Annotated in this window: 14 protein-coding genes; 1 reads left to right on the top strand and 13 read right to left on the bottom strand. The window is 43.5% G+C overall.

Going from position 1 to position 22,687, the window contains the following annotated elements; translation table 11 throughout:
• Window positions 1-78: 78 nt before the first annotated feature.
• The 9 genes from J7E37_RS18815 to J7E37_RS18775 form a co-directional block, all read right to left on the bottom strand.
• Complete coding sequence (locus tag J7E37_RS18815) at window positions 79-1,413, bottom strand: glycoside hydrolase family 30 protein (RefSeq protein ID WP_215026291.1); 1,335 nt, start codon at window positions 1,411-1,413, stop codon at window positions 79-81.
• Window positions 1,414-1,433: 20 nt separating this feature from the next.
• Window positions 1,434-4,613 carry a cellobiose phosphorylase gene (locus tag J7E37_RS18810; RefSeq protein WP_215026288.1) on the bottom strand — a complete coding sequence of 1,060 codons (3,180 nt, stop codon included), beginning with the start codon at window positions 4,611-4,613 and terminating at the stop codon, window positions 1,434-1,436.
• 26 nt (window positions 4,614-4,639) lie between these two features.
• Entirely contained in the window at window positions 4,640-5,974 is a 1,335-nt protein-coding gene (locus J7E37_RS18805; RefSeq protein WP_215026286.1) for a GH1 family beta-glucosidase, read from the bottom strand.
• A 19-nt stretch (window positions 5,975-5,993) separates the two neighbouring features.
• On the bottom strand, window positions 5,994-6,800 hold the full coding sequence (locus J7E37_RS18800) for a glycoside hydrolase family 16 protein (RefSeq protein WP_353050043.1): 807 nt from the start codon (window positions 6,798-6,800) through the stop codon (window positions 5,994-5,996).
• Window positions 6,801-8,779: 1,979 nt separating this feature from the next.
• Window positions 8,780-10,291, bottom strand: a complete 1,512-nt coding sequence (locus J7E37_RS22535) for a response regulator (protein ID WP_215026283.1) — start codon at window positions 10,289-10,291, stop codon at window positions 8,780-8,782.
• Window positions 10,284-12,146 (bottom strand): sensor histidine kinase, encoded by a 1,863-nt coding sequence (locus J7E37_RS18790; RefSeq protein WP_215026280.1) that lies wholly within the window; start codon window positions 12,144-12,146, stop codon window positions 10,284-10,286. The genes J7E37_RS22535 and J7E37_RS18790 overlap by 8 nt, the downstream gene beginning before the upstream one ends.
• A 194-nt stretch (window positions 12,147-12,340) precedes the next feature.
• Window positions 12,341-13,996: a type 2 periplasmic-binding domain-containing protein gene (locus J7E37_RS18785; protein ID WP_214781936.1), complete on the bottom strand. Its 1,656-nt coding sequence runs from the start codon at window positions 13,994-13,996 to the stop codon at window positions 12,341-12,343.
• Between the two features lie 211 nt (window positions 13,997-14,207).
• The gene (locus J7E37_RS18780; protein WP_214782060.1) at window positions 14,208-15,035 is read right to left on the bottom strand and encodes a carbohydrate ABC transporter permease; all 828 of its coding nucleotides are present in this window, start codon (window positions 15,033-15,035) and stop codon (window positions 14,208-14,210) included.
• 84 nt (window positions 15,036-15,119) lie between these two features.
• Complete coding sequence (locus J7E37_RS18775; protein ID WP_225650232.1) at window positions 15,120-16,055, bottom strand: ABC transporter permease; 936 nt, start codon at window positions 16,053-16,055, stop codon at window positions 15,120-15,122.
• Window positions 16,056-16,395: 340 nt separating this feature from the next.
• Between J7E37_RS18775 and map the strand changes: the two genes are divergently transcribed.
• Window positions 16,396-17,139: a type I methionyl aminopeptidase gene (gene map / locus J7E37_RS18770; RefSeq protein WP_215026277.1), complete on the top strand. Its 744-nt coding sequence runs from the start codon at window positions 16,396-16,398 to the stop codon at window positions 17,137-17,139.
• Between the two features lie 324 nt (window positions 17,140-17,463).
• Here map and cysI read toward each other — a convergent pair whose 3' ends face one another.
• From cysI to cobA, 4 genes are all read right to left on the bottom strand, one after another.
• A complete protein-coding gene (gene cysI / locus J7E37_RS18765) occupies window positions 17,464-19,182 on the bottom strand; it encodes an assimilatory sulfite reductase (NADPH) hemoprotein subunit (RefSeq protein ID WP_215026273.1) in 1,719 nt (572 codons plus the stop codon).
• A 27-nt stretch (window positions 19,183-19,209) separates the two neighbouring features.
• Window positions 19,210-21,021 carry an assimilatory sulfite reductase (NADPH) flavoprotein subunit gene (locus J7E37_RS18760; RefSeq protein ID WP_215026270.1) on the bottom strand — a complete coding sequence of 604 codons (1,812 nt, stop codon included), beginning with the start codon at window positions 21,019-21,021 and terminating at the stop codon, window positions 19,210-19,212.
• A 142-nt stretch (window positions 21,022-21,163) separates the two neighbouring features.
• Window positions 21,164-21,886: a sirohydrochlorin chelatase gene (locus tag J7E37_RS18755; RefSeq protein ID WP_215026267.1), complete on the bottom strand. Its 723-nt coding sequence runs from the start codon at window positions 21,884-21,886 to the stop codon at window positions 21,164-21,166.
• 22 nt (window positions 21,887-21,908) lie between these two features.
• Window positions 21,909-22,685 carry a uroporphyrinogen-III C-methyltransferase gene (cobA, locus tag J7E37_RS18750; protein WP_215026264.1) on the bottom strand — a complete coding sequence of 259 codons (777 nt, stop codon included), beginning with the start codon at window positions 22,683-22,685 and terminating at the stop codon, window positions 21,909-21,911.
• Between the last annotated feature and the right edge of the window lie 2 nt (window positions 22,686-22,687).

Genomic DNA, 22,687 nt, shown 5'->3' with positions numbered 1-22,687 from the left:
TAAAATAAATCCACCTCCTTATCATGTAGATCACTTAGCGTAAAGCACATTTTGTCATGACAAGGAGGTGGGCAGGCCTTAACTTTCTATAATGAATGTTGTAATCGAATGACCAGGCAGCTCGGCTTTGGCAGTCTTGCCTTCGACCAATAGTGAGAATGGCTCTGTGGTGTCTGTATCATTCATGACGACCGCGACAATTGAGCCATCTTCATTTTTAAATGATACTGCTTTTAATGTTTCATGATTTAATTCATGCCCGATTCTAACTGCATCCGGCTTAATGAACTTGCTGAAGTGTCCAATATAATAAAAGGAACTGTTATAGTGAACCTCTCCGGTTTTAGTATCGACGATGACCGGTGCATCGCAATAATTGCCTACATGGTTCGGCCCGCCCTGTTCGTTCAGGACGATATTCCAGTCAATCCAGCCTTCAAGCCAGTTGTTGATATCTCCCATAATGTTCCTTGCGTAACGTTCTCCAGTATGCCATGCACCCAGCTGTACTCCGCCTTCAATGCATCCTTCTGTGAAAATAAGGTGCTTATCAGGAAAGTCTTCATGAATCTTGCTCAAATTCTCGAATTCCTCTGATACATACCAATGGAGACCTGTGCCCCAAATATATTTTGCAGCCTCGGAATCTGATAAAATCGTTTTTGCCCGCTCATAGGCGATATCCCTGTTATGATCCCATATGATGATTTCTTTATCTTCCAGGCCTTCCTGTTCCATTACAGGCCCTAAATGATTTTTAACGAAATCGCGTTCTTCTTCTGCACTATATCTGCAGGAGTCCCACACTTGAGTTGCCTCCGGTTCATTTTGAACGGTGATGCCCCAGATTGGGATTCCTTCTGACTCCATTGCCTTGATGTATTTCGTATAGTACAAAGCCCAAGTATCATAAAATTCAGGCCTCAGCTTCCCGCCGTTGTTCATTTCATTATTCGTCTTCATCCAGGCTGGAGGGCTCCAGGGAGAAGAAAGGATCGTTAATCCTTCCCCCCTGGCCTCTACAGCATCCTTAATGAGCGGCAGTACGTATTTCTGTTCGCGCTCTATCGAAAACGTTTTGAGTTCGACGTCATTTTCCTCGACATAGGTATAATTCTCAAGGGCGAAATCACAGCTGTGGATATGGGTCCTGCCAAGGCTGTAACCGAGACCTGTCTCCTTGTTAAAATAGCTGTCGATTATTTTTGCGCGTTCTTCCCCGGGGATTTGCGCCAATGTGTACGCAGCTGCTTCTGTAAAAGCTCCCCCAAATCCCATGAAGCTTTGATATTTCTTTTCTGGATCAAGCTTCATCACGAGATCTTGGCCAGGCTCATCTGTAAAAGAAATATTACCCTTGTCCGCAAAGCGTTCCCCTGTATTCTTAGCTGTCTGAATCATTTTTAATTCCATGCGTCAGCACCTCAGTTCTATTAATCTAGATAAACATCTATCTTTGTTACTTTTCCTTCCCTAACAGCTTTTGCATATGATTCCTGCAGCTGCTCGCTATGAATCTCAACCTCCTCACCATTCATATGGAGGACATATTTTACTGTCTTGGCACCATCGTCTCCGAAAGTATCTCTCTTTGATGGATTATGATAGGTTACCTGAATTTTGCCCAGCATTGTAAATTGCACCTTGCCCTCTGAATCGAAAAGCCATGAAGGAAGAATCGGCCCAAGCTTCAATGTCAACCCTTCTTCATTTACGTCGAAAAGCTTTTTCCCCATCATCATCAACTGCCAGATGCTTAAGAACTCTGCCGTTGTTCCACTCAGCCTCGCAACAAATCCTTGTCCATGGAGGCTTGAATCAGGGTTCACGCTGCTCGCAATAAAGGATGAATTTTCAAGGACGCTTCTTCCGTACACTTCCGCATCCATGAATGGAGGCATCGCATAGTTGATATCTTCATAGAACTCTTCATACAATCCGGACTTCAGGACACTGAGCAGATACTTGAATTCCATATGCATGAAGATGGATTCGCGCTCAAGCCATCCAGGAGTGAATGCCCTCGCCCGGCCGATATCAAAGGTTTGGTCTTCAAGAGACCCAGAAGTTTTGTACATTTTCAGCTTACTGTCGTAAATTTCCGAGTTCCTTACATGCTGATATGTCAACCTTGCTGTTTGCTGGTCTGCAGTCTTCAGGGCCCTTGCAGGACCTTCAAGGAAATGCGGCAGAACAGACACTTCAAAGCTATTGACCTTAACTAAAGGCAAGCCCTTTTTATTCTGTTTTTCATTTCCGCTATCATCCACAATTTTTTCCCAGTCAACAGCTTCGAAGGAAAAATAGGTTGGGATAAGCCCATTGCCAAGATCTGTCGCTTTTTCGATTCCTGCTTTTGTTTTATGAAGCATTTGCTTTGCATAAGCAGTAAGCTTTTGCAACTCGATATTCTTTTCCATACCTTCAAAACCGTTTTTCACTAACTCGCGATATTTTTCTCGCGCCGCTGCTGTTTGATCCCAGTAGCTGTAATCATTCAGCTTGCCATTTTCAAATTGATTCAGGAATTCTATAACCGTCTCAGTCAAATCGGCTACTTCTGCGGGCAGGCTAATCTCCAGCTCGCCAGCCTCTCCAGAAGTGATGACAAATTCGAGCAGGCGTTTCAGCTCCAATGTCTCACTCATGGCTGAACCGAAAATTCCTGGCAGGCCATTCATGGAATCATTCCAGCCTGGCTTATTGGCTTCCATTTCCACACCCATACCATAAGGATCCAATGTGGAAAATTTCAGCAATGCCAGCGAGAACAGTTTGCTGTAAAGATTGGATGTAAAGAACTCACCGTCAGGCTTCCTCACCCAATTTGACTCTTTCTGATGTCCAAATTCAGTAATGGCATCGTATTGGCGGACCTTGCCATTTGCCAGGACATATTTTTCAGAACGCGGGTTCACAAATACTGGGCTAAGGAAGTATTTGTAGCCATAATCATCAAACAAAAGCTGCGCTTTATTTTCCGGATAAACCTTCAAATAGTTTTCAACCAGGTCAAGATTGTACGTCCAGTGGTCCATCCAGTAGCCTTCTCCAAACTCAGCTTCAATGTTCTGGGCGCTCCTTGAAAGGACTTTTTTCAGGAAATCCGGAAGTGACAAGGCAAGCTGAATGTCGCTATCCGATATCGTTTGAAGTAAATCGCCTGGTGTATAGGTTCCGCTCAGCTTCTTCTTAATGAATTCAGCATCCTTTTGCAGAGGAACCAGCTCATCCAGCCATCCCCAATCAGACTGATCTTTTAGTTCAAAGCTTGCTCCTTTTACAACGAGCGGATTATAGCCATCCGCCTGAATCAGGCTCATGAACAGCTTGATATTGTAGTCTCCCGTCTCAGGATGGAAAAAGACATCATTCCTCCGGTTCTGGTTCACATCCCGGAAGTTTCCGTTCCCCTGCGAGAAAAATTCAGGCGCAAGCGAGAAAAAGTTATAATCCCGCTCTAAATCCCCGTGCTTGCGGGAAAAAACATAATAAGTAAATGCCGAATCATCACTCTCCAATTCAATCGGTAAACCGCCGCGCAGCACATTGTCAAGGTAGCTTTGGTTTACATAAGCATCGAATAGCGGTGAAGCTGTCTTCGTTTCAACATCCTTCGTTATCTCTGTAACAAGACTTTGCGCTTCTTCGTATATTCTTTGCATATATCCGGCAGTTCGAATGTCAGCTGCTTTTTTATTGATAATTTCGAAGTCCTTGACATGACCGATTAGTGTATGGAAGCTCAGCTTTCCACCCTGTTCAAGCACTCTGCCCATACCGGAGAAACCGGAAGGAACCTTATTTGAGGTTACCGGCTCAGCTGCTATTAACTCATCAATAGACGATTTTCCAAACTCATCAGGATAAGACAGTGAACTGTTGGAACCAAAAATCAGTTCCGCGTCCACGATTGGCTTAATCAGCTGACCTTCATCATCAAAGCTTAAATAAAAGTGTCCCTTGGATACCTCTTCTACTTCCGCTGAATCATTCGTAGATGAGCGGACTCGATAGTATGGGATACTATTTTCAAGATTGAATACATCCATCCAGCTTTTCAGCGTATTCCCTACTGCTTTATAGGCAGCGTCATCAATTCCGTAGGGGATGATCGCGGGAAGCCCATCTATAATCTCAAGTGCTATCGGTGCCTCAGAAAGATTTTCGACTTCCACCTTTCTTGCCAGAGCGCCAAAGTTCTCATTCGGAAGCGTGAAATACGTTACTACTGTTTTCACGCCATATTGATGGTTGATTTCTTCGAGCTTCATCTCATTTTCTTTTATATACATCGTTCTCTTTCGGTCTTTCTTGCTTCCATATGAAGAAAACGGCTCAAATACGGTATTTCCATTCAGCTTGATGAATGTGCGGAATCCATTTGTTCCTACTCGCTGGTACGCCTGGTTTGCCGGGAAAAATTCAGTTATAGCATGATTTTTATCCTGCACACCGAAGCTGACAATTCCCTGTCCGCGGTTGACGTAGAACGCCCAGATCGGTATACCGTATAACCCTGCCAGGCCAGGGAGAAAGCTTGAGAATGTTTTTGCCTGGTCGAATTCCTGTATTACAAGATATTGATTATCATCAAAGCTGTATCTTTCCATTATTGATCACTCCGAAGTCATTGGATTTAGATTGAACGGTTCCTGATAATTTCTGCATAACGGTAACCGCTATCTTTAAGGATTCTTTCCTGAGTTTCAAAATCAACATAAGTGATTCCAAAACGTTTGTCGTAGCCAAATGCCCATTCGAAATTATCGAGCAATGACCATAGATAATATCCAGCGATATTCATGCCCTCTTCATTAAGCTCGGCCACGGCCCGAATATGTTTTTCAACATAGTCCTGTCTGTCAGAATCATGGACACGATGGTCCTCCAAAACATGATCATCGAACGCTGAGCCATTTTCGGTTATATAGATTGGCAGATTCGTATATTCCTTGCGCAAGCGATGGATCAGCTCTTTAAATTCTGCCGGCGATATATCCCATCCCATTCCGGTCTTCGGATAATCTGAATAGGCACTCTTGAACAGGAAGTCCGATGCTGCATTGAATTCTACAAGACTGCGATTATAATAGTTGATTCCAAAGAAATCACATTCTGCAGAAATCTTCTCCAGATCTCCTTCATGGATAAAATCAAAAGAATGAACATATTTGGAGAACAGGTTCATCATGTCCACAGGATAATGTCCCTTCAGCACAGGATCCAGGAACCATCTGTTCGTGTAGCCATCCGAATTATTGGCAGCCAGCTGATCATTTGCAGAATTGCTTGCACCGTACATCGGTGACAGATTCAGCGTGATTCCGATCGGAGTTGCGGAAGCAAATTTCCCTTTAAGCAAGGAAACCGCCTCACCATGGGACAAAAGCATATGGTGAACAGCTTTCAGCGCCTCTTCCATATTGGTATGGCCTGGCGCATGGACTCCCTGATGGTAACCGAGGAAACCTGCACACCATGGCTCATTATGGGTAATCCACATCTCGACATGTTCATCAAGTTCCTCAAAGCATTTCTCTGCATACTCGATAAACCAATTCACGGATTCTCTGTTTGTCCAGCCGCCGTTTTCATGGGCCCACATTGGCAAATCCCAGTGGTAAAGAGTCACCGCAGGCTTTATTCCGTTTTCGATCAGGCGTGTGATAAGCTTTTTATAAAAATTCATCCCTGCTTCGTTATACTTACCTTGCTCAGGGAAAATCCTTGGCCAGGCAATCGAAAAGCGATAGGAATCCACTCCAAGTGTCTTTAAAATTTCAACATCCTTCTCATATAAGTGGTAATGGTCACAGGCGATATCCCCGTTATCCATATTGAAGACTTTGCCGGGAGTGCGTGAAAATGTATCCCAAATGGAAAGGCTCCTGCCGTCTTCTTTATACGCCCCTTCAATCTGATAGGAAGATGTAGCCGTTCCAAAAATAAAATCTCTTGAAAATCTAGTCATCTATTTCTCACCTCAACTGTTATTGGTCTTCTCTTTTGTAAACTTTGATGTAATCCACTGTCATCCGCTGAGGAAACTGGGTTGTTTCATCAGGATATCCAGGCCATTTTCCCCCGACAGCAAGATTCAGCTGGAGGTAAAATTCACGGTCAAATGGTGCAAAGCCAGGCTGCTGTTCCTCTGAATCCGGAGCCTTGCTGAACCATTCAGTCTGCCTGGCATACAGGACATCATCTACATACCATCTGAATTCGCCTGGTTCCCAATCAAGGGTGAAGACATGAAAATCATCAGAGAATTTTTTACTGTCGGGAAGCGTATAATTTTCACCTGTATATGTGTGAGGCATGCCGTAATGTAGCGTTCCATAAACCGTACCAGGCTGATGGCCGATCAGCTCCATGATGTCAATCTCCCCGCAGGCAGGCCAGCCTGTATACTGTTCCATGTCTTCCGGCATCATCCAGATTGCAGGCCAGATCCCCTGTCCTTCCGGCAATTTTGCCCGAATTGAAAATCTTCCGTATGTCCAGGCTGCCTTGCCTCTGGTCGTCAATTTGGCGGATGTATAATCCATCCCGTTGTACTCTTCATTCCTGGCCTCAAGAATGAGCAGGCCATTTTCGATTCGCGCGTTTTCATTCCGTCTTGTATAGTACTGGGATTCTTCATTCCCGAACCCAGTGCCGGCCTCAACAAAATTCCAGTTGTTTTCATCTATTTCAGAAAGACTAAAGTTCTCTTTCCAAACTAACTTCCACTCTGCTTCCGCTTTTGAAAGCGTCATCATTTCTTTGTGCAATTTCCCATGTTTTTTTGACTCCACCTAAATTTCCCCCTTCTGAAAAAACTGAATGCTTTGAACAAAACATATCTCAATTCCTATTCTACCTTTGACAGCCAGGCTTCTTGAGATAGAGAATTTTGTTTAGGGTGTCAATATTTTAGAAGAGCGGAATTCCCTGTGAAAATGCTTCCAAAAACTCCTAAAAACGCATGAATTTTATAGAGATGTCTTGCGGGGGGATGTTAAAGATGGATGAAAAAGGAATATGGGGATACTTCGGACAATATGGAGACGGTCCGGCGGGTTTTTGTCCGAACTTGGGGCGACTTCGGACAAAACGGAGACGGTCCGGCGGGTTTTTGTCCGAACTTGGGGTAACTTCAGACAAAATGTACCCGCTCCAATGATTTTTTGTCCGAACTTGGGGTCACTTCAGACAATATGTACCCGCTCCGATGATTTTTTGTCCGAACTTGGAATCACTTCGGACAAAACGAAGCTGCTCCGGCGGATTTTTGTCCGAACTTGAGGTCACTTCAGACAAAATGGAGACGGTCCGGCGGATTTTTGTCCGAACTTGGAGTCACTTCAGACAAAATGGAGACGGTCCGGCGGGTTTTTGTCCGAACTTGGAGTCACTTCAGACAAAATGTACCCGCTCCGATGTTTTTTTGTCCGAACTTGGGGCGACTTCAGACAAAATGTACCCGCTTCGATGATTTTTTGTCCGAACTTGGGATCACTTCAGACAAAATGGAGATGGTCCGGCGGGTTTTTGTCCGAACTTGGGGTAACTTCAGACAAAATGAAGACGTTCCGGCGGGTTTTTGTCCGAACTTGGAGTCACTTCAGACAATATGTACCCGCTCCGATGATTTTTTGTCCGAACTTGGTATCACTTCGGACAAAACGTAGCTGCTCCGGCGGGTTTTTGTCCGAACATGGAGTCACTTCAGACAAAATGGAGGCGGTCCGGCGGGCTTTTGTCCGAACTTGGGGTGACTTCGGACAAAATATACCCGCTCCGATGTTTTTTTGTCCGAACTTGGGATCACTTCGGACAAAACGAAGCTGCTCCGGCGGGCTTTTGTCCGAACTTGGGGTAACTTCAGACAAAATGTACCCGCTCCGATGTTTTTTTGTCCGAACTTGGGGTGACTTCAGACAAAATGGAGATGGTCCGGCGGGTTTTTGTCCGAACTTGGTATCACTTCGGACAAAATGTACCCGCTCCGATGTTTTTTGTCCGAACTTGGAGTCACTTCAGACAAAATGGAGGTGGTCCGGCGGGTTTTTGTCCGAACTTGGTATCACTTCGGACAAAATGTACCCGCTCCGATGTTTTTTGTCCGAACTTGGAGTCACTTCAGACAAAATGGAGGCGGTCCGGCGGGCTTTTGTCCGAACTTGGGGTGACTTCGGACAAAATGGAGACGGTCCGGCGGTTTTTTGTCCGAACTTGGGATCACTTCGGACAAAACGAAGCTGCTCCGGCGGAATTTTGTCCGAACTTGGAGTCACTTCAGACAAAATGGAGACGGTCCGGCGGGTTTTTGTCCGAACATGGTATCACTTCGGACAAAATGTACCCGCTCCGATGGGTTTTTGTCCGAACTTGGAGTCACTTCAGACAAAATGGAGGTGGTCCGGCGGGTTTTTGTCCGAACTTGGGGTCACTTCAGACAAAATGTACCCGCTCCGATGATTTTTTGTCCGAACTTGGTATCACTTCAGACAAAACGAAGCTGCGCCGGCGGGTTTTTTCGTACGAACTTGGAGTAACTTCGGACAATATGTACCCGCTCCGATGTTTTTTTGTCCGAACTTAGTATCACTTCAGACAATATGTACCCTCTCCGATGATCTTTTATCCGAACACGGGGCAGCTTCAGCAAATGGAGTCACATACGAGATAAAAAAATACCCAATCAGAAATTTTGACAGTACTTTTGCAATCTCCGTCTTGAAATTTCAGCAATAACTTTAAAAACTGAAAAAGAGAGCCAATTCAGCTCTCTTCATCCATTCATTTCCCGGTATTCTTTTGGTGATATACCTTCGACTTCCCGGAACACTCTCGCAAACTGTTTAGGGTTCTTGTAGCCGACCATCTCACTGATTTCCAGTATTTTAAAATCAGTCTCCTTCAACAGCCGCTTTGCACTTTCTACTCTGACCATTTTCAGATAGTCAACGAAGTTTTGTCCAATATACTCCTTGAACATGTGGCTGAAATAGGAGTAATTCAATGAAATGTAATTGGCAACTACGGCTAAATTCAAATCCTTATGGTAATTTTCTCTTATATACGCAATTGCCCGGTCCATGTACTTTTGCTCTGAATACACTGCTTTTACCTGTTTATTGTATTCATGGATTCTCATCAGCAAATCCTCAAGGGCATGGAAGTATTCATGGAAGTTGTCAAAGTTATAAATATTGTCTATCTTATTTAAGAGCTCGAACGTTACAAGAGATTCTTCCCCCAACCTCTTGAAAAAGCTTTTGAAAATCGTCTCATTGATTTCCTCGTTAAGGTTTTCAAGATAATCGATGCTGCTGTGGGCAATGACATCAAAATCCATAATCTGTCTAAGGTTATCTTTAATTTCCTTTTCACGGTCAGTCCCCAGCATATTGGAAATTTTATTGATCAGGTCTGCCGGAAGGGAGGCTACTTCTGGTTTCTCTTTAACATTCTCATATAAAATGATTTGACGACGCGGATAAAGGAAATGATACTTGATCGCTGTGGCTGCCTGACCATAGGTTTTTTTAAACTCTCTTATATCCTTTGACTTTTCGCTAATTCCAATGGTAAAAATCGAATGCCTGTCCCTGCCAAGCTGTTCTTTCAGAATGGAGAATTTCTCAAAGTCTGCTGAAATGATCGTCACCCGGCCGTCTTTATCAAGGAATGGTATACTGTCGCTGCTGGAATAGAGCAGCTGATTAATCTTATTAAGAAAGTCCTCTCCATCTATATCTCCATCCACCTGGATGATTCCCACGTAGTATCCATCCGGATAAGATTCTATTTTCATTTTCTTATAAAGATCTTCTACAACTTCCTGTTGAATATTAGGATTAAGCAAAATGTAATTCAGTTGGCTGGCACGATAGTCATCCATGTGCTGGTAGGTCATTTTCTGGCTATTTTCCAGTTCTTCTATGATGGTATTCAAAGTTTTGAATAGCTCTGTGCGGTTTACCGGCTTCAATAAGTAATCTTTTACCTTATGTTTGATTGCTTCCTTGGCATACGTGAAATCATCGTATCCGCTGAGGATCACAATCGATGTTTTTATTTCTTCTTGCTGTTGGAGCTCTCTGATTAATTGAATACCATCCATCCTTGGCATTTTAATATCAGTGATCACGATATCCGGTTTATTTTCCAATATACCTTCAAGGGCTTCCTGTCCATCTGAAGCGATGAATGTTTCAAAAGCTGGAAATTCTCGCTTGATCATCGCCTGTATACCCAACCGGATATTTTTCTCATCATCTGCTATAAGAACTTTATACACTTTGGCTGCCTCCTTTCATGATTTTACTAGGCATTTTTACCGTCACCATTGTGAATTTGCCTTTCTCACTTGTAACAAACACTCCATACTCCGTCCCGTAGTAAAGCTGGATTCTCTCATTCACATTTTGAATACCTATGCCATTTCCACCTTTAGAACCAGAATTTTGATTTTCCGCCCCTGTTTGAATAGATAAGTTGAGCGACTCACACTCTTCTTTTGTCATCCCCACACCATTATCTTTTATCTCAATGATGATATGGTCCACTGCACATCTCGCATTCACCTGCAGGATGCCTTCATTTTTCTGGTCGTTAGGAATGATTCCATGTTTGATTGCATTCTCAACGATCGGCTGCAGCGACATTTTCAGAACTTCCTGGTCATACAGTTCATGGGGGACGTCAATATTTAAGGTTAGCAAGCCATCCAAACGCAAATTCATAATCTCCACATAGTTCTTTATATAATTCAACTCTTCATCAAGTACTACAAAGTCATTCTTCCATTTAAGATTGTAGCGCATCATTTCACCAAGGGAGGTCACGGCATCAGAAATAGGATACTGTCCTTCTATTTCTGCCATCATCTTGATGTTTTCCAATGTGTTGTAAAGGAAGTGAGAATCAATTTGGGTTTTCAACGCCTTTAATTCTGTTTCTTTTGCTGTTGCCTGCTTGTTAACAGCTTCGGCGATCAATCCATTCATTTTACCAAGGAGACTTTTAAAATGAAATGCCAGCTCCGAAATCTCATCTTGTCCATCAATTTCAACATCAACAGAAAAGTCGCCTTGTTCTACCCGCTTCATTGAATCTTTCAATTTGTACATTTTTTTCAGGAGCAATAAAACCAGGACATAGGTGACAAAAGAAAGAATAATAACAAGAAAGATAATTCCGCTAAAAATGACATTCCTCGTCTTGGCCGTTTCCGCATATAGGCTTTCAAGCGAAATAACATTCAGCAAATAGGCATCCAAATCATCAATATAGGCAGTGATGACAAGATAAGGTGTTTCATTGTTTTCGAATTGAAAACTGCCTGTGCCTTCGTGTTTTGATTTGTTGAATTTAAGTTTTAGCTCTTCAGTGTCAATGCCCTCATCTTCAAAATAGGTGTGATGGAAATTCCTGATCATGTTGTTATCCTTATCAATGACGACATAGACCGAATCAGGGTCCTGCACCGTTCCGAACATCTTTGGGAAAAAGTTTTTAAGGAACATATTGATTTCAATGATGCCTAAATGTTCATCCTTTGGGTAATCCAATTCCCGCAGCAATGAGATTTTCGCTGTGTTTTGCGAAGGCAGTCTTTCAAGGACATCATCTGTCTGCTGGTCAAACCACCAAACTTCCATTCCTTTCCTGTTGATGACCTCTTCTCTCCATGGCTTGTCCATGATTCGATCCTCTTTAAAGAGAATCGGCCACATCTCGGTTATATATGGGTTGGTGGTATACAGGCGGATATTTTCAATCGCAGGGTTATTGGCCTGCAGCCTGGTTACATTCGACAGCTCATTCATTCTAAAATTAATCAACTGATCAATATTTGCTTCGTTCCTGTTTTTCACAAAGTCAATGAATTCTATGTCCGAAACGACCATTTGGGCCGTTCGTCTCATTGATTCAATATTGTTTTTTATATGGATTTTCTCGATTTCAAGAGCATTTTCACTTTTAATCCTGATTTCATTGATCGCTCTGTCATACACATTACTGGAATAAATAGAAATGAAAATGATAATAGGAATAATGATAATAATGATATATAAGGCAATCAGCTTTTGCTGCAGGGAAAGTTGATTTAACCACGATGCAGCTTTGTTAATTGTTTTTTGAAAATCCATATTTTCACATCCATTTTATCCGCATAAAAAAATTATAAATTATATTCAATATTAATATTGTGGTAAAGTGTTTCAATTTGATGAAATTATGTTGTGTAATCCATCGCAGTTATTCTTGCCTGTATGCAAAAAGAGGAATAGACTGCCCCCTCAAGAAATTTAATTCAAGAAGGAACAGTCTTTCCATCAGTTATTTATTTTGCTGCATCAAGTTTCTCTTTGTTCTTTTCATAAATTCCTTGCTGATACTTTTCAACTTTTTCATAGCCGAAAGAATCACGTTTCTTCAGGAATCCTTCAAAGATTTTATCGAACTCTTTATCGGATTTAGCTAAAAGCAGCTTAGGAAGAGTTTTGCCCCATTCTTGTGCGATCTTGCTTGCTGCTACACCTTCAGCTGAAGTTCCAGTCGGGCTGATGCCGTCAAATTCCGCATAGCTGACTGTCTTACCTTTTGTCCAGTCTTCCATTTGCTTAAATGGTTCAGAAGCAGGCGGTGCCCATGCAAGGCTCATATTTGTATCCATCAGCATCCAATATTTGAATGATGCGCCATATTGCTGGTCAAATGCTGCACGGTCTTTGTTCAAAAGATCCAGTACTTCTGGCTTGAATTCAGGCTTACCGTTTACCATATCATACGTTTCGCCTTCTTTACCCATGTAAAGGTCCATTTGTCCTTCTTCACTGATCATGTAAGTCAGGAATTGAATCGCTCTTTCCTTGTCTTTAACATCTTTAGAGATCAAAGTGACTGTCCAGCCTGAGATGCTGTCACCTGCTAATGCAGGGTCGTCTCCATTTGAGTTCGCTGGTCCGTCAACTGCGATATACACTGAATTAGGATCTTTTGCATACAATGCGTGCTGTTGTGCTGCCAGGTCACTGCGCTGGTATAGCATTGCGAAGTATCTTCCCTGTGAAATCTTTTCTTCCATTTGCGGGCGCTTATCGATAAAGATATCCTTTGCAAGAAGACCTTTGTCATTTGCTTCTCTGAAAGTCTTTAACCATGCAAGATACTCAGGATCCTGGCTGCGGTCATAGACCTTACCGTCTTTTTCCATTGGGATATTAAGGAAGTTTTGCAGATAACCTTCAAGAGAAGTATTACCTACATCAGTAAACTCATTCAAACCGAACGGAATCAATGGTGCACCGTTCACTTCTGGGAATTTTTCTTTAGCAGCTTCAAGAGCCTTCAAGAATCCTTCAGGCGTGCTCATATCCGGGCTGCCAATTGCCTCGTACATATCTTTTCTAACAAGGAAAGTCTGGTTAGAAGGCTTAAGGTCTTTATATTTGTCAAAATCCTTTGGCGAAGAAGAAGCATTCGGGTAGCCATACGTGTTGCCATCTTCTTGCTTATACCATTCGATTTTTGCTCCGTCTGCTACTTTATAAAAATATGGATCATATTGATCTGCAAGTTCATTCAACGGAAGGACTAGCTCGCCTTCGATCATCTTCTTAACTGCATCTTCCCACCAGCCAATTGTGATGAAATCTGGAAGTTTGCCAGAAGCGATCATCGTGTTCATTTTTTCCGCTTCGTTTCCTGCTGGTGAAATGAAGTTAACTGACACACCAGTTTTATCGGTTACATATTTGGAAACAGCATCGTCGCCCCATTTATGTGCGAACCAGGAAAAGTTAACATACCAATCAAAAGTAATTGGTTCCTTATTGGATTGCCAGCCGGGAGCATCAGCACTTGCCTTTGGTTTATCTGCTTCCTTTTCATCGGAAGCGTTTTCATTTGTCTTGCTGGAGCAGCCTGAAAATAGTGCTAAAACCAATGACAGAACAAGCAATAGTGAAAAGCCTTTGGAAAAGAATTTTCTCCTCATTTTTTGACCCTCTCTCTTTTGTGTTATTTTGGGCCACATTACTAAATGTACACTGCTTTGAAAAAGCGGGAAAGGCTTTTTTCCTAAGTACCAGCCTTTCCCAAGATCAGAAGGGGGTATCCTTCATGTATAAAGCAGGACATATCAATAATGAAGCCTGGATTATTTAAATTTCTTCTATGAAGAAAAATTTAAATCGAAGTTTAGTAGATCAACCTTTTACAGATCCAATCAGCATTCCTTTAACAAAGTACTTTTGCAGGAATGGATACACTAGCATGATTGGAAGTGTTGTTACAACCATCGTTGCCAGTTTGATAGACTGGGATGTTACCGTCTTCGTGGCAATCGATCCTGCTGCATTCGTCATCATTTGGTTCGAGCTTGACTCAGCAACTACTTTGTATAAATAAGTCTGGATCGGCTGCAGGTCTGGATTATTCACAAAGATGACTCCGGCAAAGTAGTCGTTCCACTGGTATACTCCCTGGAACAATGCAATGGTTGCAATAACCGGCATTGAAAGCGGGATGATTACTTTGATAAAAATCATAAAGTCATTTGCGCCGTCAATTTTTGCTGCTTCCTCTAGAGACGTTGGCAGCTCCCTGAAGAATGATACAAAAATGATCAAGTGGAAGAAGTTAAACATTGTCGGAATGATATATACAAGGAAGTTATCAAACAATCCAAGATCCCTGATCAACAGGAAGTAAGGAATCAATCCGCCGCTGAAAAACATTGTGATGACACCGACCAGCATGTAGAAGTTCCTGCCGTAAAGGTCACGTCTTGAAATGGCATAAGCAACCATTGCGGTGAAAAACACATGTGTGATAGTCCCGATAACCGTTTTGGCAATTGTCACGCCAAATGATGTGACAATACCCGGAGTTTCAAAAACAGCCTTGTAGTTTTCAAAAGTAAACTCTCGCGGCCACCAGTAAATCCCGCCTCTCATGGCGTCCACACCATCATTCAATGAATTGACGAGTACATACCAGATAGGGTAAATAGTAATGGCACAGATAAAGAGCATGATCAGAATGTTAATGTTGTCAAAGATGTATTCGCTTGTTGTTCGCCGGTTCCGTTTAAAAAGCTTAAACACAACCTCACCCCCTTAGAATAAAGATGTTCCATTCAGTTTCTTCACAATCTTGTTAGCAGACAGGAGCAGGATAAAGGCAATGATCGCTTTTAATAAACCGACTGCTGTTGCGTAAGAGTAGCGGGCATTCTGAAGTCCCATTTGGTAAACGTAAATGTCAATTACATTACTGGCGCTTTCATTCAATGAGTTACGCAAAATCAAGATTTGGTCGAAGTTTGAATTCAAGACACCGCTTACAGCAAGGATGAAAAGAATTGTGATTGTCGGGCGAATCGATGGCAATGTAACATGCCACATCTTTTGGAAACGATTTGCTCCATCAATCGTTGATGACTCATATAATTCAGGTGATACACCAGCGATTGCCGCTAGATAAATGATTGCTGACCATCCGAGCTCTTTCCATATATCCGAAAGAATGACGATTGCCCAGAAGTTATCAGGTGAAGCAAGGAAATTCGTACGTTCACTGATCAACCCTAAACCTAGCAGGATATCATTTAAGACACCGATATCTGCCAGCCAAGTTGTCAAAATCCCGCCAAGTACAACCCATGAAATGAAGTGCGGCAAGTAAGAGATCGTTTGAACCGCTTTCTTTAACTTCATTGATGTAAGTTCATTAAGCAAAAGAGCAAAAATGATTGGAAGCGGGAACCCGATAATTAATTTGATCAAGCTGATTCCCAGTGTATTTTTCAGGACAATCCAGAAGTTCTCATCCTGCAGGAATTCCTTAAACTGCATCAATCCTACCCATGGTGCTTCTGAGATCGTTTTGATAATGCTGTATTCCTTGAATGCGATGATCAACCCATACATCGGGATATAGTTGAAGATGAACATCCACACTACACCGAGAAGCGCCATCGTCTGCAAATACTTTTGAGAAATGATTGTCTTTTTGATTTTTTTGTATTTTTCTTTTTTTGTAGGCTCTACCATTATGGTGTCACTGACTTGTTGTTCGACTGGCTGTTGAATCTTGACTTCCATTTCTTCACCACCTTAGTTGCTTTGTCTTTCTTGTACCTTAATCATAAAAAAAAGGGCTTACATTTATAAGCCATGGAATTTTGCTTATGGTACCAATTTTTTAGTTTTAGGTTTATTGAGTAAAATATTGATACCATCGTGTTGGTATCGTTTACAAAGGAGGCAGGATTTTGACACTGTGGCCATCTGCCTATATCATCCTCAAACCTAAAGGATGGATTTTCATAACCAAAAAGGATAATCTAATCGTAGAGTTTTTTAAATCGATGCTAATGGAAAGGAATATATTATGATTGCAAAAACAGAAGAAGATTTTAACGGATTAAAAGAAATAGGCAGGATTGTGGGCTTGATTCGGGAAGAATTGGTGCAGAAGACAGTGCCTGGGATTACCACAAAGGAACTCGATGAAATGGCAGGCATATTGTTTGAACAGCAAGGGGCAATATCTGCACCGAAGGGAGAATACAATTTCCCTGGCTATACTTGCATCAGTGTTAATGAAGAGGTGGCCCATGGCATTCCGGGGAGCCGCGTTATCAAAGAAGGGGATATTGTGAATATCGATGTTTCCGGTTCAAAAAATGGATATTTCGCTGATACTGGCATCTCATTTGTTGTTGGCGAAGGTGACCCTATTTTAACAAAAATATGCCAAACAGCCGTTGAGGCCTTTGAAGCAGGTCTGAAAAAAGCGAAACCAGGTTCGAAGAAAAGCGGACTGGGAAAGGCAGTAATCGCGACTGCGAGAAAAAATGGCCTGACTGTGATCAAAAATTTGACCGGTCACGGGATTGGCCGAACAATCCATGAGGCACCCGATCACATCTACAACTATCATGAGCCATGGGATGACGAGCTTTTAAAAGAAGGAATGGTCATCGCTTTTGAGCCCTTCATTTCAACTCGTGAGGAAGAAGTCTTCCAAAATGAAAACGATGAATGGACATATGTAACAGAAAACAGCTTTGTAGCACAATGTGAGCATACGATCATCCTTACGAAAAATGGGCCGATTGTGATTACTTTATAGGTAAAAAACGGCTAGCAGGCAGGAACTCTTATAAGTGTCTGGACTATACTAGTGCCTATTTGCTTCGCCTTTATTCCAGTATGGTTGATGCTACTATTTAATGGGCACTGGCTAAGCGTCACATTACCATTAAACCCTTGGCTGCAACGGTTTTTTATTTTTCATATACTGAATAATGTTCTATTTAGTAAGATAACCTGAAAAAGCCGCGGCTAATTAAATCCTTTAGCCACGGCTTTTCTCTATCTCACTTTGTTATCGCTATCTGTTGTACATGAAAAATTGAAAAACGAATTAAGATTTGCCTGTTCCAGCCCTAAGCTTTCAGTCATGAAAATTCGTTCCGTCTGTGACTGCTTCCACGATGCCTGCACGGACAGTAAAGTCTCCGAAGTGCTCACCTGTGAACCGCTCCTTCGCATAACGTGCTAAAAGTATCTGTAATTCAGCTAATATTTCCTCTTCACCTATATTTTCACGGTACATTTTGCTTAGCCTGCTGCCGTCAAAGGCTGCGCCGAGATACATATTGTATTTGCCGGGCGCTTTGCCGATAAAGGCAATCTCTCCAAGGGTATGGCGTGCACAGCCGTTCGGGCATCCGGTCATCCGGATGGTAATCTCTTCATCCCTCAGTCCGTTTTGATCGACAATCTCATCGATTTTATCAATGAGGCGAGGCAAGTAGCGCTCTGCTTCGGCCATCGCCAGGCCACATGTCGGAAGGGCAACACATGCCATTGAATTCCTTCGCAGTGCCGAAACATACTTGCCATCTGTAAGGCCGAATTGTTCGATCAGATGTTCAATTTCTTTCTTTTTCCGGCCGGATATATTGGCGATGATCAGGTTCTGGTTAGGCGTCAACCGAAATTCACCTGAGTGCACCTTGGCAATTTCACGCAAACCGGTTTTAAGTTGGTAACCCTCATAATCAGCTACCCGTCCGCCTTCAACAAACAAGGTAAAATGCCAGTTCCCTTGAACTCCTTCCACCCAGCCATAACGGTCGCCATTATTGTCGAATTTATATGATTTGGCTTCCTCCAGGGAAAATTCCAGCCGATTCTCGAGTTCAGCCTTGACTGTTTCCAGGCCGAGTCGGTCCACCGTATATTTAAAGCGGGCGTTTTTTCGTTCCGAACGATTTCCATAGTCGCGCTGGATTGTAATGACCTTTTCTGCCACTGAATATATTTGTTCGGGTCTGCAGAAGCCGATGACTTTGCCGAGTTGAGGATATGTTGCTTTATCCCCGTGCGTCATGCCCATGCCTCCGCCGATTGTTACATTGAAGCCTGTCAGCTTGCCTTCTTCCACGATTGCAATAAATCCAAGATCTTGTGAAAAAACATCAACGTCATTGGAAGGAGGAACCGCCATTCCAATTTTGAACTTACGAGGCAGGTAAGTAGGTCCGTACATCGGTTCAACTTCTTCCGTATCCGGTGTAAAGGCCACCTTTTCCCCGTCGAGCCACAATTCATGGTACGCAGTGGTTTTCGGCAGCAAATCATCGCTCAGCCGTTTTGACCATTCATATATCTCGGCATGGATTTCGGACTGATAAGGGTTCGAGTTGCACATGACATTCCTGTTTACGTCACCGCATGCAGCAATCGTATCCAATAGGGATGCATGGATTTCCTGGACTGTTCTTTTCATATTCCATTTTAAAATCCCGTGCATCTGGAAAGTCTGCCTTGTAGTTAATTTTAATGTGCCGTTCCCGTATTTCTCGGAAAGATCATCTAATGTAAGCCATTGTTCAGGTGTTGCAACACCGCCAGGCAGCCGGACCCGCAGCATGAACTGGTAAGCAGGCTCCAGCTTCTGCTTTTGGCGCTCATTGCGAAAATCCCTGTCGTCCTGCAGATAGCTGCCATGGAACTTCATCAGGCGGTTGTCATCCTCGTTAATCCCTGCACTAATCGGTTCAAGCATCGATTCCGCAAGCGTTCCCCGCAGATAATTGCTTTCTTCCTTAATTCGCTCAACATCACTTGGCGGGCCGGAAGGGGCTTTTAAGGTTTGCTTTTCCATGTTGTACTTCTCCTTTCTTGGCAAAGATCAATAAACATCTCTTTGATATCGTTTTTGCTGCTGCATGCCAGCCAGATAGGCTTCTGCTTGCTCAAGCGACATGCCGCCCTCTGTTTCGATTATTTTTATAAGAGCCTTCTGGACATCATGGGCCATGTTTTTCTCATCGCCGCAAATGTAAACCACCGCTCCTTCTTCAAGCCATTTAAACAGCTCATTGCTGTTTTCAAGCATACGGTGCTGGACATATACCTTTTCAGCTGAATCTCGAGAAAACGCCACATCCATCTTCGTCAGGACTCCCTCTTTCATCCACCTTTGCCATTCGGTCTGATAAAGGAAATCAGTCACGAAATGCTGGTCACCGAAGAAGAGCCATGATTTCCCCGGAAATCCCGATTCCTCCCGCTCTTGCATGAAGGCGCGAAACGGAGCTACTCCCGTCCCCGGACCAACCATGATAATTGGTGTTTCAGGATTGTCCGGCATCTTGAAATTGTCATTTTGCTGAATGAAAACGGATAAAGTATCTCCAAGGTTAATTCGCTCCGCGCATAAAGTGGAACAGACACCTTTCCTTTCCCGTTCATGTGCCTCATACCTGACTGTACCGATTGTCAGATGCACTTCATCTGGATTCGCAGCAAGGCTGCTCGCAATTGAATAAAGGCGGGGTGGAATTTTCCGCAACACTGACACAAATTCCCCGGCAGAATTTCCCCAGACACCAAAATCACTGACCAAATTGAGCAGGTCCCGGCCATATAAATAGGAGTTCAGTTTCTCTTTATTGTCTGGCGCTGCGAGGTCATGCAATTCCTGGTTCGCGGACAGCTTTGCTGCTTTTTCCAACAGCGGCTTGGTCAAAACCGTTATTTCAAAATACACGGTTAATGCCTCTTTTAAAGTAAGAGGTCCTCTTTGATTATTTACTGTCACCTTTATTTCAGGATCCCAAGGCAAAGTGTCAAGAATTTCACCGACAAGCGCTGGATCGTTTTCCGGATAGATTCCGAGGCTGTCACCAGGCTTGTATGTAAGACCTGAGTCCTCAAGCGATAACTCAATATGGCGTGTTTCTTTATTAGAGCCCCGTCCATTCAAATTAATATTTTCCAGTACTTCGGCTTTGAACGGGTTTGTCCGAGAGTATGCAGATTCGGCCGCTTCTGCCGCAGCACCAGCTTGCGGGCGGGGATTTTCGCCTCCCAATTCATTCAAAGAATTTAGAATCCCTTCAATCCACTCTGCTGCCGGCTCATCAAAATCAACGTCGCAGTCAACTCGCGGGTATATTCGGGTTGCCCCCAATTCTTCCAGCCTGATATCAAATTCTTTCCCTGTCTGGCAAAAGAATTCATACGAACTGTCACCCAGGGAGAGTACCGAATAGTTGACTCCCTCAAGCTTGGGTGCACGCCTTCCATTGAGAAATTCGTGGAAAGACAGGGCATTATCAGGAGGATCGCCTTCCCCATGGGTACTGACTAAAATAAGCAGGTTTTCAATCTTCTTTAAATTATTCGTTTTAAAATCGCTCATCGAAGAAACCACAGCTTTAAAACCGTTTCCTTCAAGCGTTTTGCCTGCCCTTTTTGCAAGAGACTGTGCATTGCCAGTCTGCGACCCATAAAGAATCGTCACTTCCCTGGAACGAGCAGGCGCTGCCGCTGCCGGATTTGCTTGGCCTTCCATGGCCCCGTCTGCGGCGGCAAATTGTACGGCTGCGAAATATCCGCTCAGCCATAGCTTTTGTGCTTCTGACAATGTCGGCAAAAGCTTGTTTAGCAGTTCGGTCTGCTCCTGATTGAACGGGCTGTTTGTAACCTTAAGCTGCAAAAAAATCACCTCGGAAAATTTCAAATGGTAGCGTGTTGTCATAATGCGTGATCAGAGCCTCTTGAAAAAGGAAATCTCATCCACGAACCTAAAAGGGTTCCCTCTTGAATGAAATGCTGTTTGTTCCCCAGACACACGATGTTCAATCGAACGCCCGGGCAATGACTATATCTTCAATAATCTGGTGGCTGCTTAAGGGAGACGTATGTATAATTTCCTGCCCCTGCCTTGTAAGCCGTGAAACCTTTTGATTTATTTCTGCCATAAGAAGTCCAGAGAATAATAGATAAGGTACGACGATCACTCTGCTTCCGGCTTTCTGGGTAATAGCTTCCAGCCCCTCATCCAAAGTCGGTTTAGCGGCCGCTAGATAGCATACTGCCGCATGGCCAATACCAAGCCGTGCCTTAAGTCCTTCAGCAATAGACGCAAAGTCAGCAAGGATTGCCGGATCACTGCTTCCCCTTCCGACTATCAATAATCGATCCGTCGGGTCCACTCCGTCCGCTATAGCAGATACCAGCTCAGCAACTCCGTCAAGGATGCTCCCATGTACGCCAAATGGATCCTTCACAGCTATGTTGATTTGCGGATATTTTTCCTGTAAGGAACCCAGCACCATAGGGATATCCTTTTTGATATGCCCTGCTGCCAGCAGGAAAAGAGGAACAACTGTGATTTCGGTCGCTCCTCTTTCCACACAGCGGGCAAAGCCTTCGGCAATCAACGGATCTGTGAGTTCCAGGAAGCTTATTTCCTGGATGGGAACATCAATACGGTCCATGACTCTCTGTACAAAAGCTTTTGCTTCGCTTTCCCCCTTTTTGGAACGGGTGCCATGCCCAATATAAAGAATAGCCTTCATGGATATGTCCTCCTTTATGTGCTTACCCGTGGACAACCGGCAGATTGGGGGCAATTTCTTCCTGAAACCAGTTCAATTTATCGTGGAGGCGTACAACCTCCCCGATTACGATCATGCTTGGGTTTGAAATCTCTGAATCTCTCACCTTTTCTTCAATTGTCTCAAGAGTTCCAACGACGGTTTTCTGGTCACTTAATGTACCCCAATGAACAAGTGCAATTGGAGTTTGCGTGGATTTGCCGAACTCGATTAATTGCTTCACTATGGTGGAAAGATGGGACACGCCCATATAGACACAAATAGTATCAACTGCCTTTGCCAGATGGGACCATTGGTGTTCAGCAGGGACGTCACCGGCCTGGTGTCCGGTAATGAAGGCGAAGCTTTTGCTCAAGGTTCGATGTGTGACTGGAATTCCTGCATAGGCTGATGCTGCAATGCCGGATGTTATCCCCGGCACAACCTCAAATTGGACATCGTTCTTCCGGCATTCCTCGGCTTCTTCCCCGCCGCGTCCGAATACAAAAGGATCCCCGCCTTTCAGCCGGACAACCTGAAGTCCTTTTTTGGCATATTTCACGAGGAAGTGGTTAATGGTTTCCTGTTTCATAGTGTGATAGTTTGGCAATTTCCCGCAAAAAACCAGTTTGGCGTCTCCTTTTGCATGCTCCAATAATTCGGGATTGACAAGCCGGTCATAGAGGATGACATCGGCTTTTTGCAGACATCTCAATCCTTTTACCGTTATCAAATCGGGATCACCGGGACCTGCACCTACTAAGTAAACCTTGCCATCCATAG

The organism is Bacillus sp. ISL-39, from assembly GCF_018613295.1.
In the GTDB taxonomy this organism is placed as follows: Bacteria; Bacillota; Bacilli; order Bacillales; family Cytobacillaceae; genus Mesobacillus.
Note: the sequence above shows the minus strand (reverse complement) of the source record. Positions and strands in the feature narration are given on the sequence as shown.

Bases quoted from the DNA above. Each gene is read 5' to 3' on its own strand.
- J7E37_RS18755 (WP_215026267.1), bottom strand. From the start codon at position 21,886: ATGAAGGCTATTCTTTATATTGGGCATGGCACCCGTTCCAAAAAGGGG.
- J7E37_RS18780 (WP_214782060.1), bottom strand. From the start codon at position 15,035: ATGCTCTTTATCTGTGCCATTACTATTTACCCTATCTGGTATGTACTC.
- J7E37_RS18805 (WP_215026286.1), bottom strand. From the start codon at position 5,974: ATGACTAGATTTTCAAGAGATTTTATTTTTGGAACGGCTACATCTTCC.
- J7E37_RS18775 (WP_225650232.1), bottom strand. From the start codon at position 16,055: ATGGTAGAGCCTACAAAAAAAGAAAAATACAAAAAAATCAAAAAGACA.
- map (WP_215026277.1), top strand. From the start codon at position 16,396: ATGATTGCAAAAACAGAAGAAGATTTTAACGGATTAAAAGAAATAGGC.
- J7E37_RS18810 (WP_215026288.1), bottom strand. From the start codon at position 4,613: ATGGAAAGATACAGCTTTGATGATAATCAATATCTTGTAATACAGGAA.
- cobA (WP_215026264.1), bottom strand. From the start codon at position 22,685: ATGGATGGCAAGGTTTACTTAGTAGGTGCAGGTCCCGGTGATCCCGAT.
- J7E37_RS18785 (WP_214781936.1), bottom strand. From the start codon at position 13,996: ATGAGGAGAAAATTCTTTTCCAAAGGCTTTTCACTATTGCTTGTTCTG.
- cysI (WP_215026273.1), bottom strand. From the start codon at position 19,182: ATGGAAAAGCAAACCTTAAAAGCCCCTTCCGGCCCGCCAAGTGATGTT.
- J7E37_RS18815 (WP_215026291.1), bottom strand. From the start codon at position 1,413: ATGGAATTAAAAATGATTCAGACAGCTAAGAATACAGGGGAACGCTTT.
- J7E37_RS18790 (WP_215026280.1), bottom strand. From the start codon at position 12,146: ATGGATTTTCAAAAAACAATTAACAAAGCTGCATCGTGGTTAAATCAA.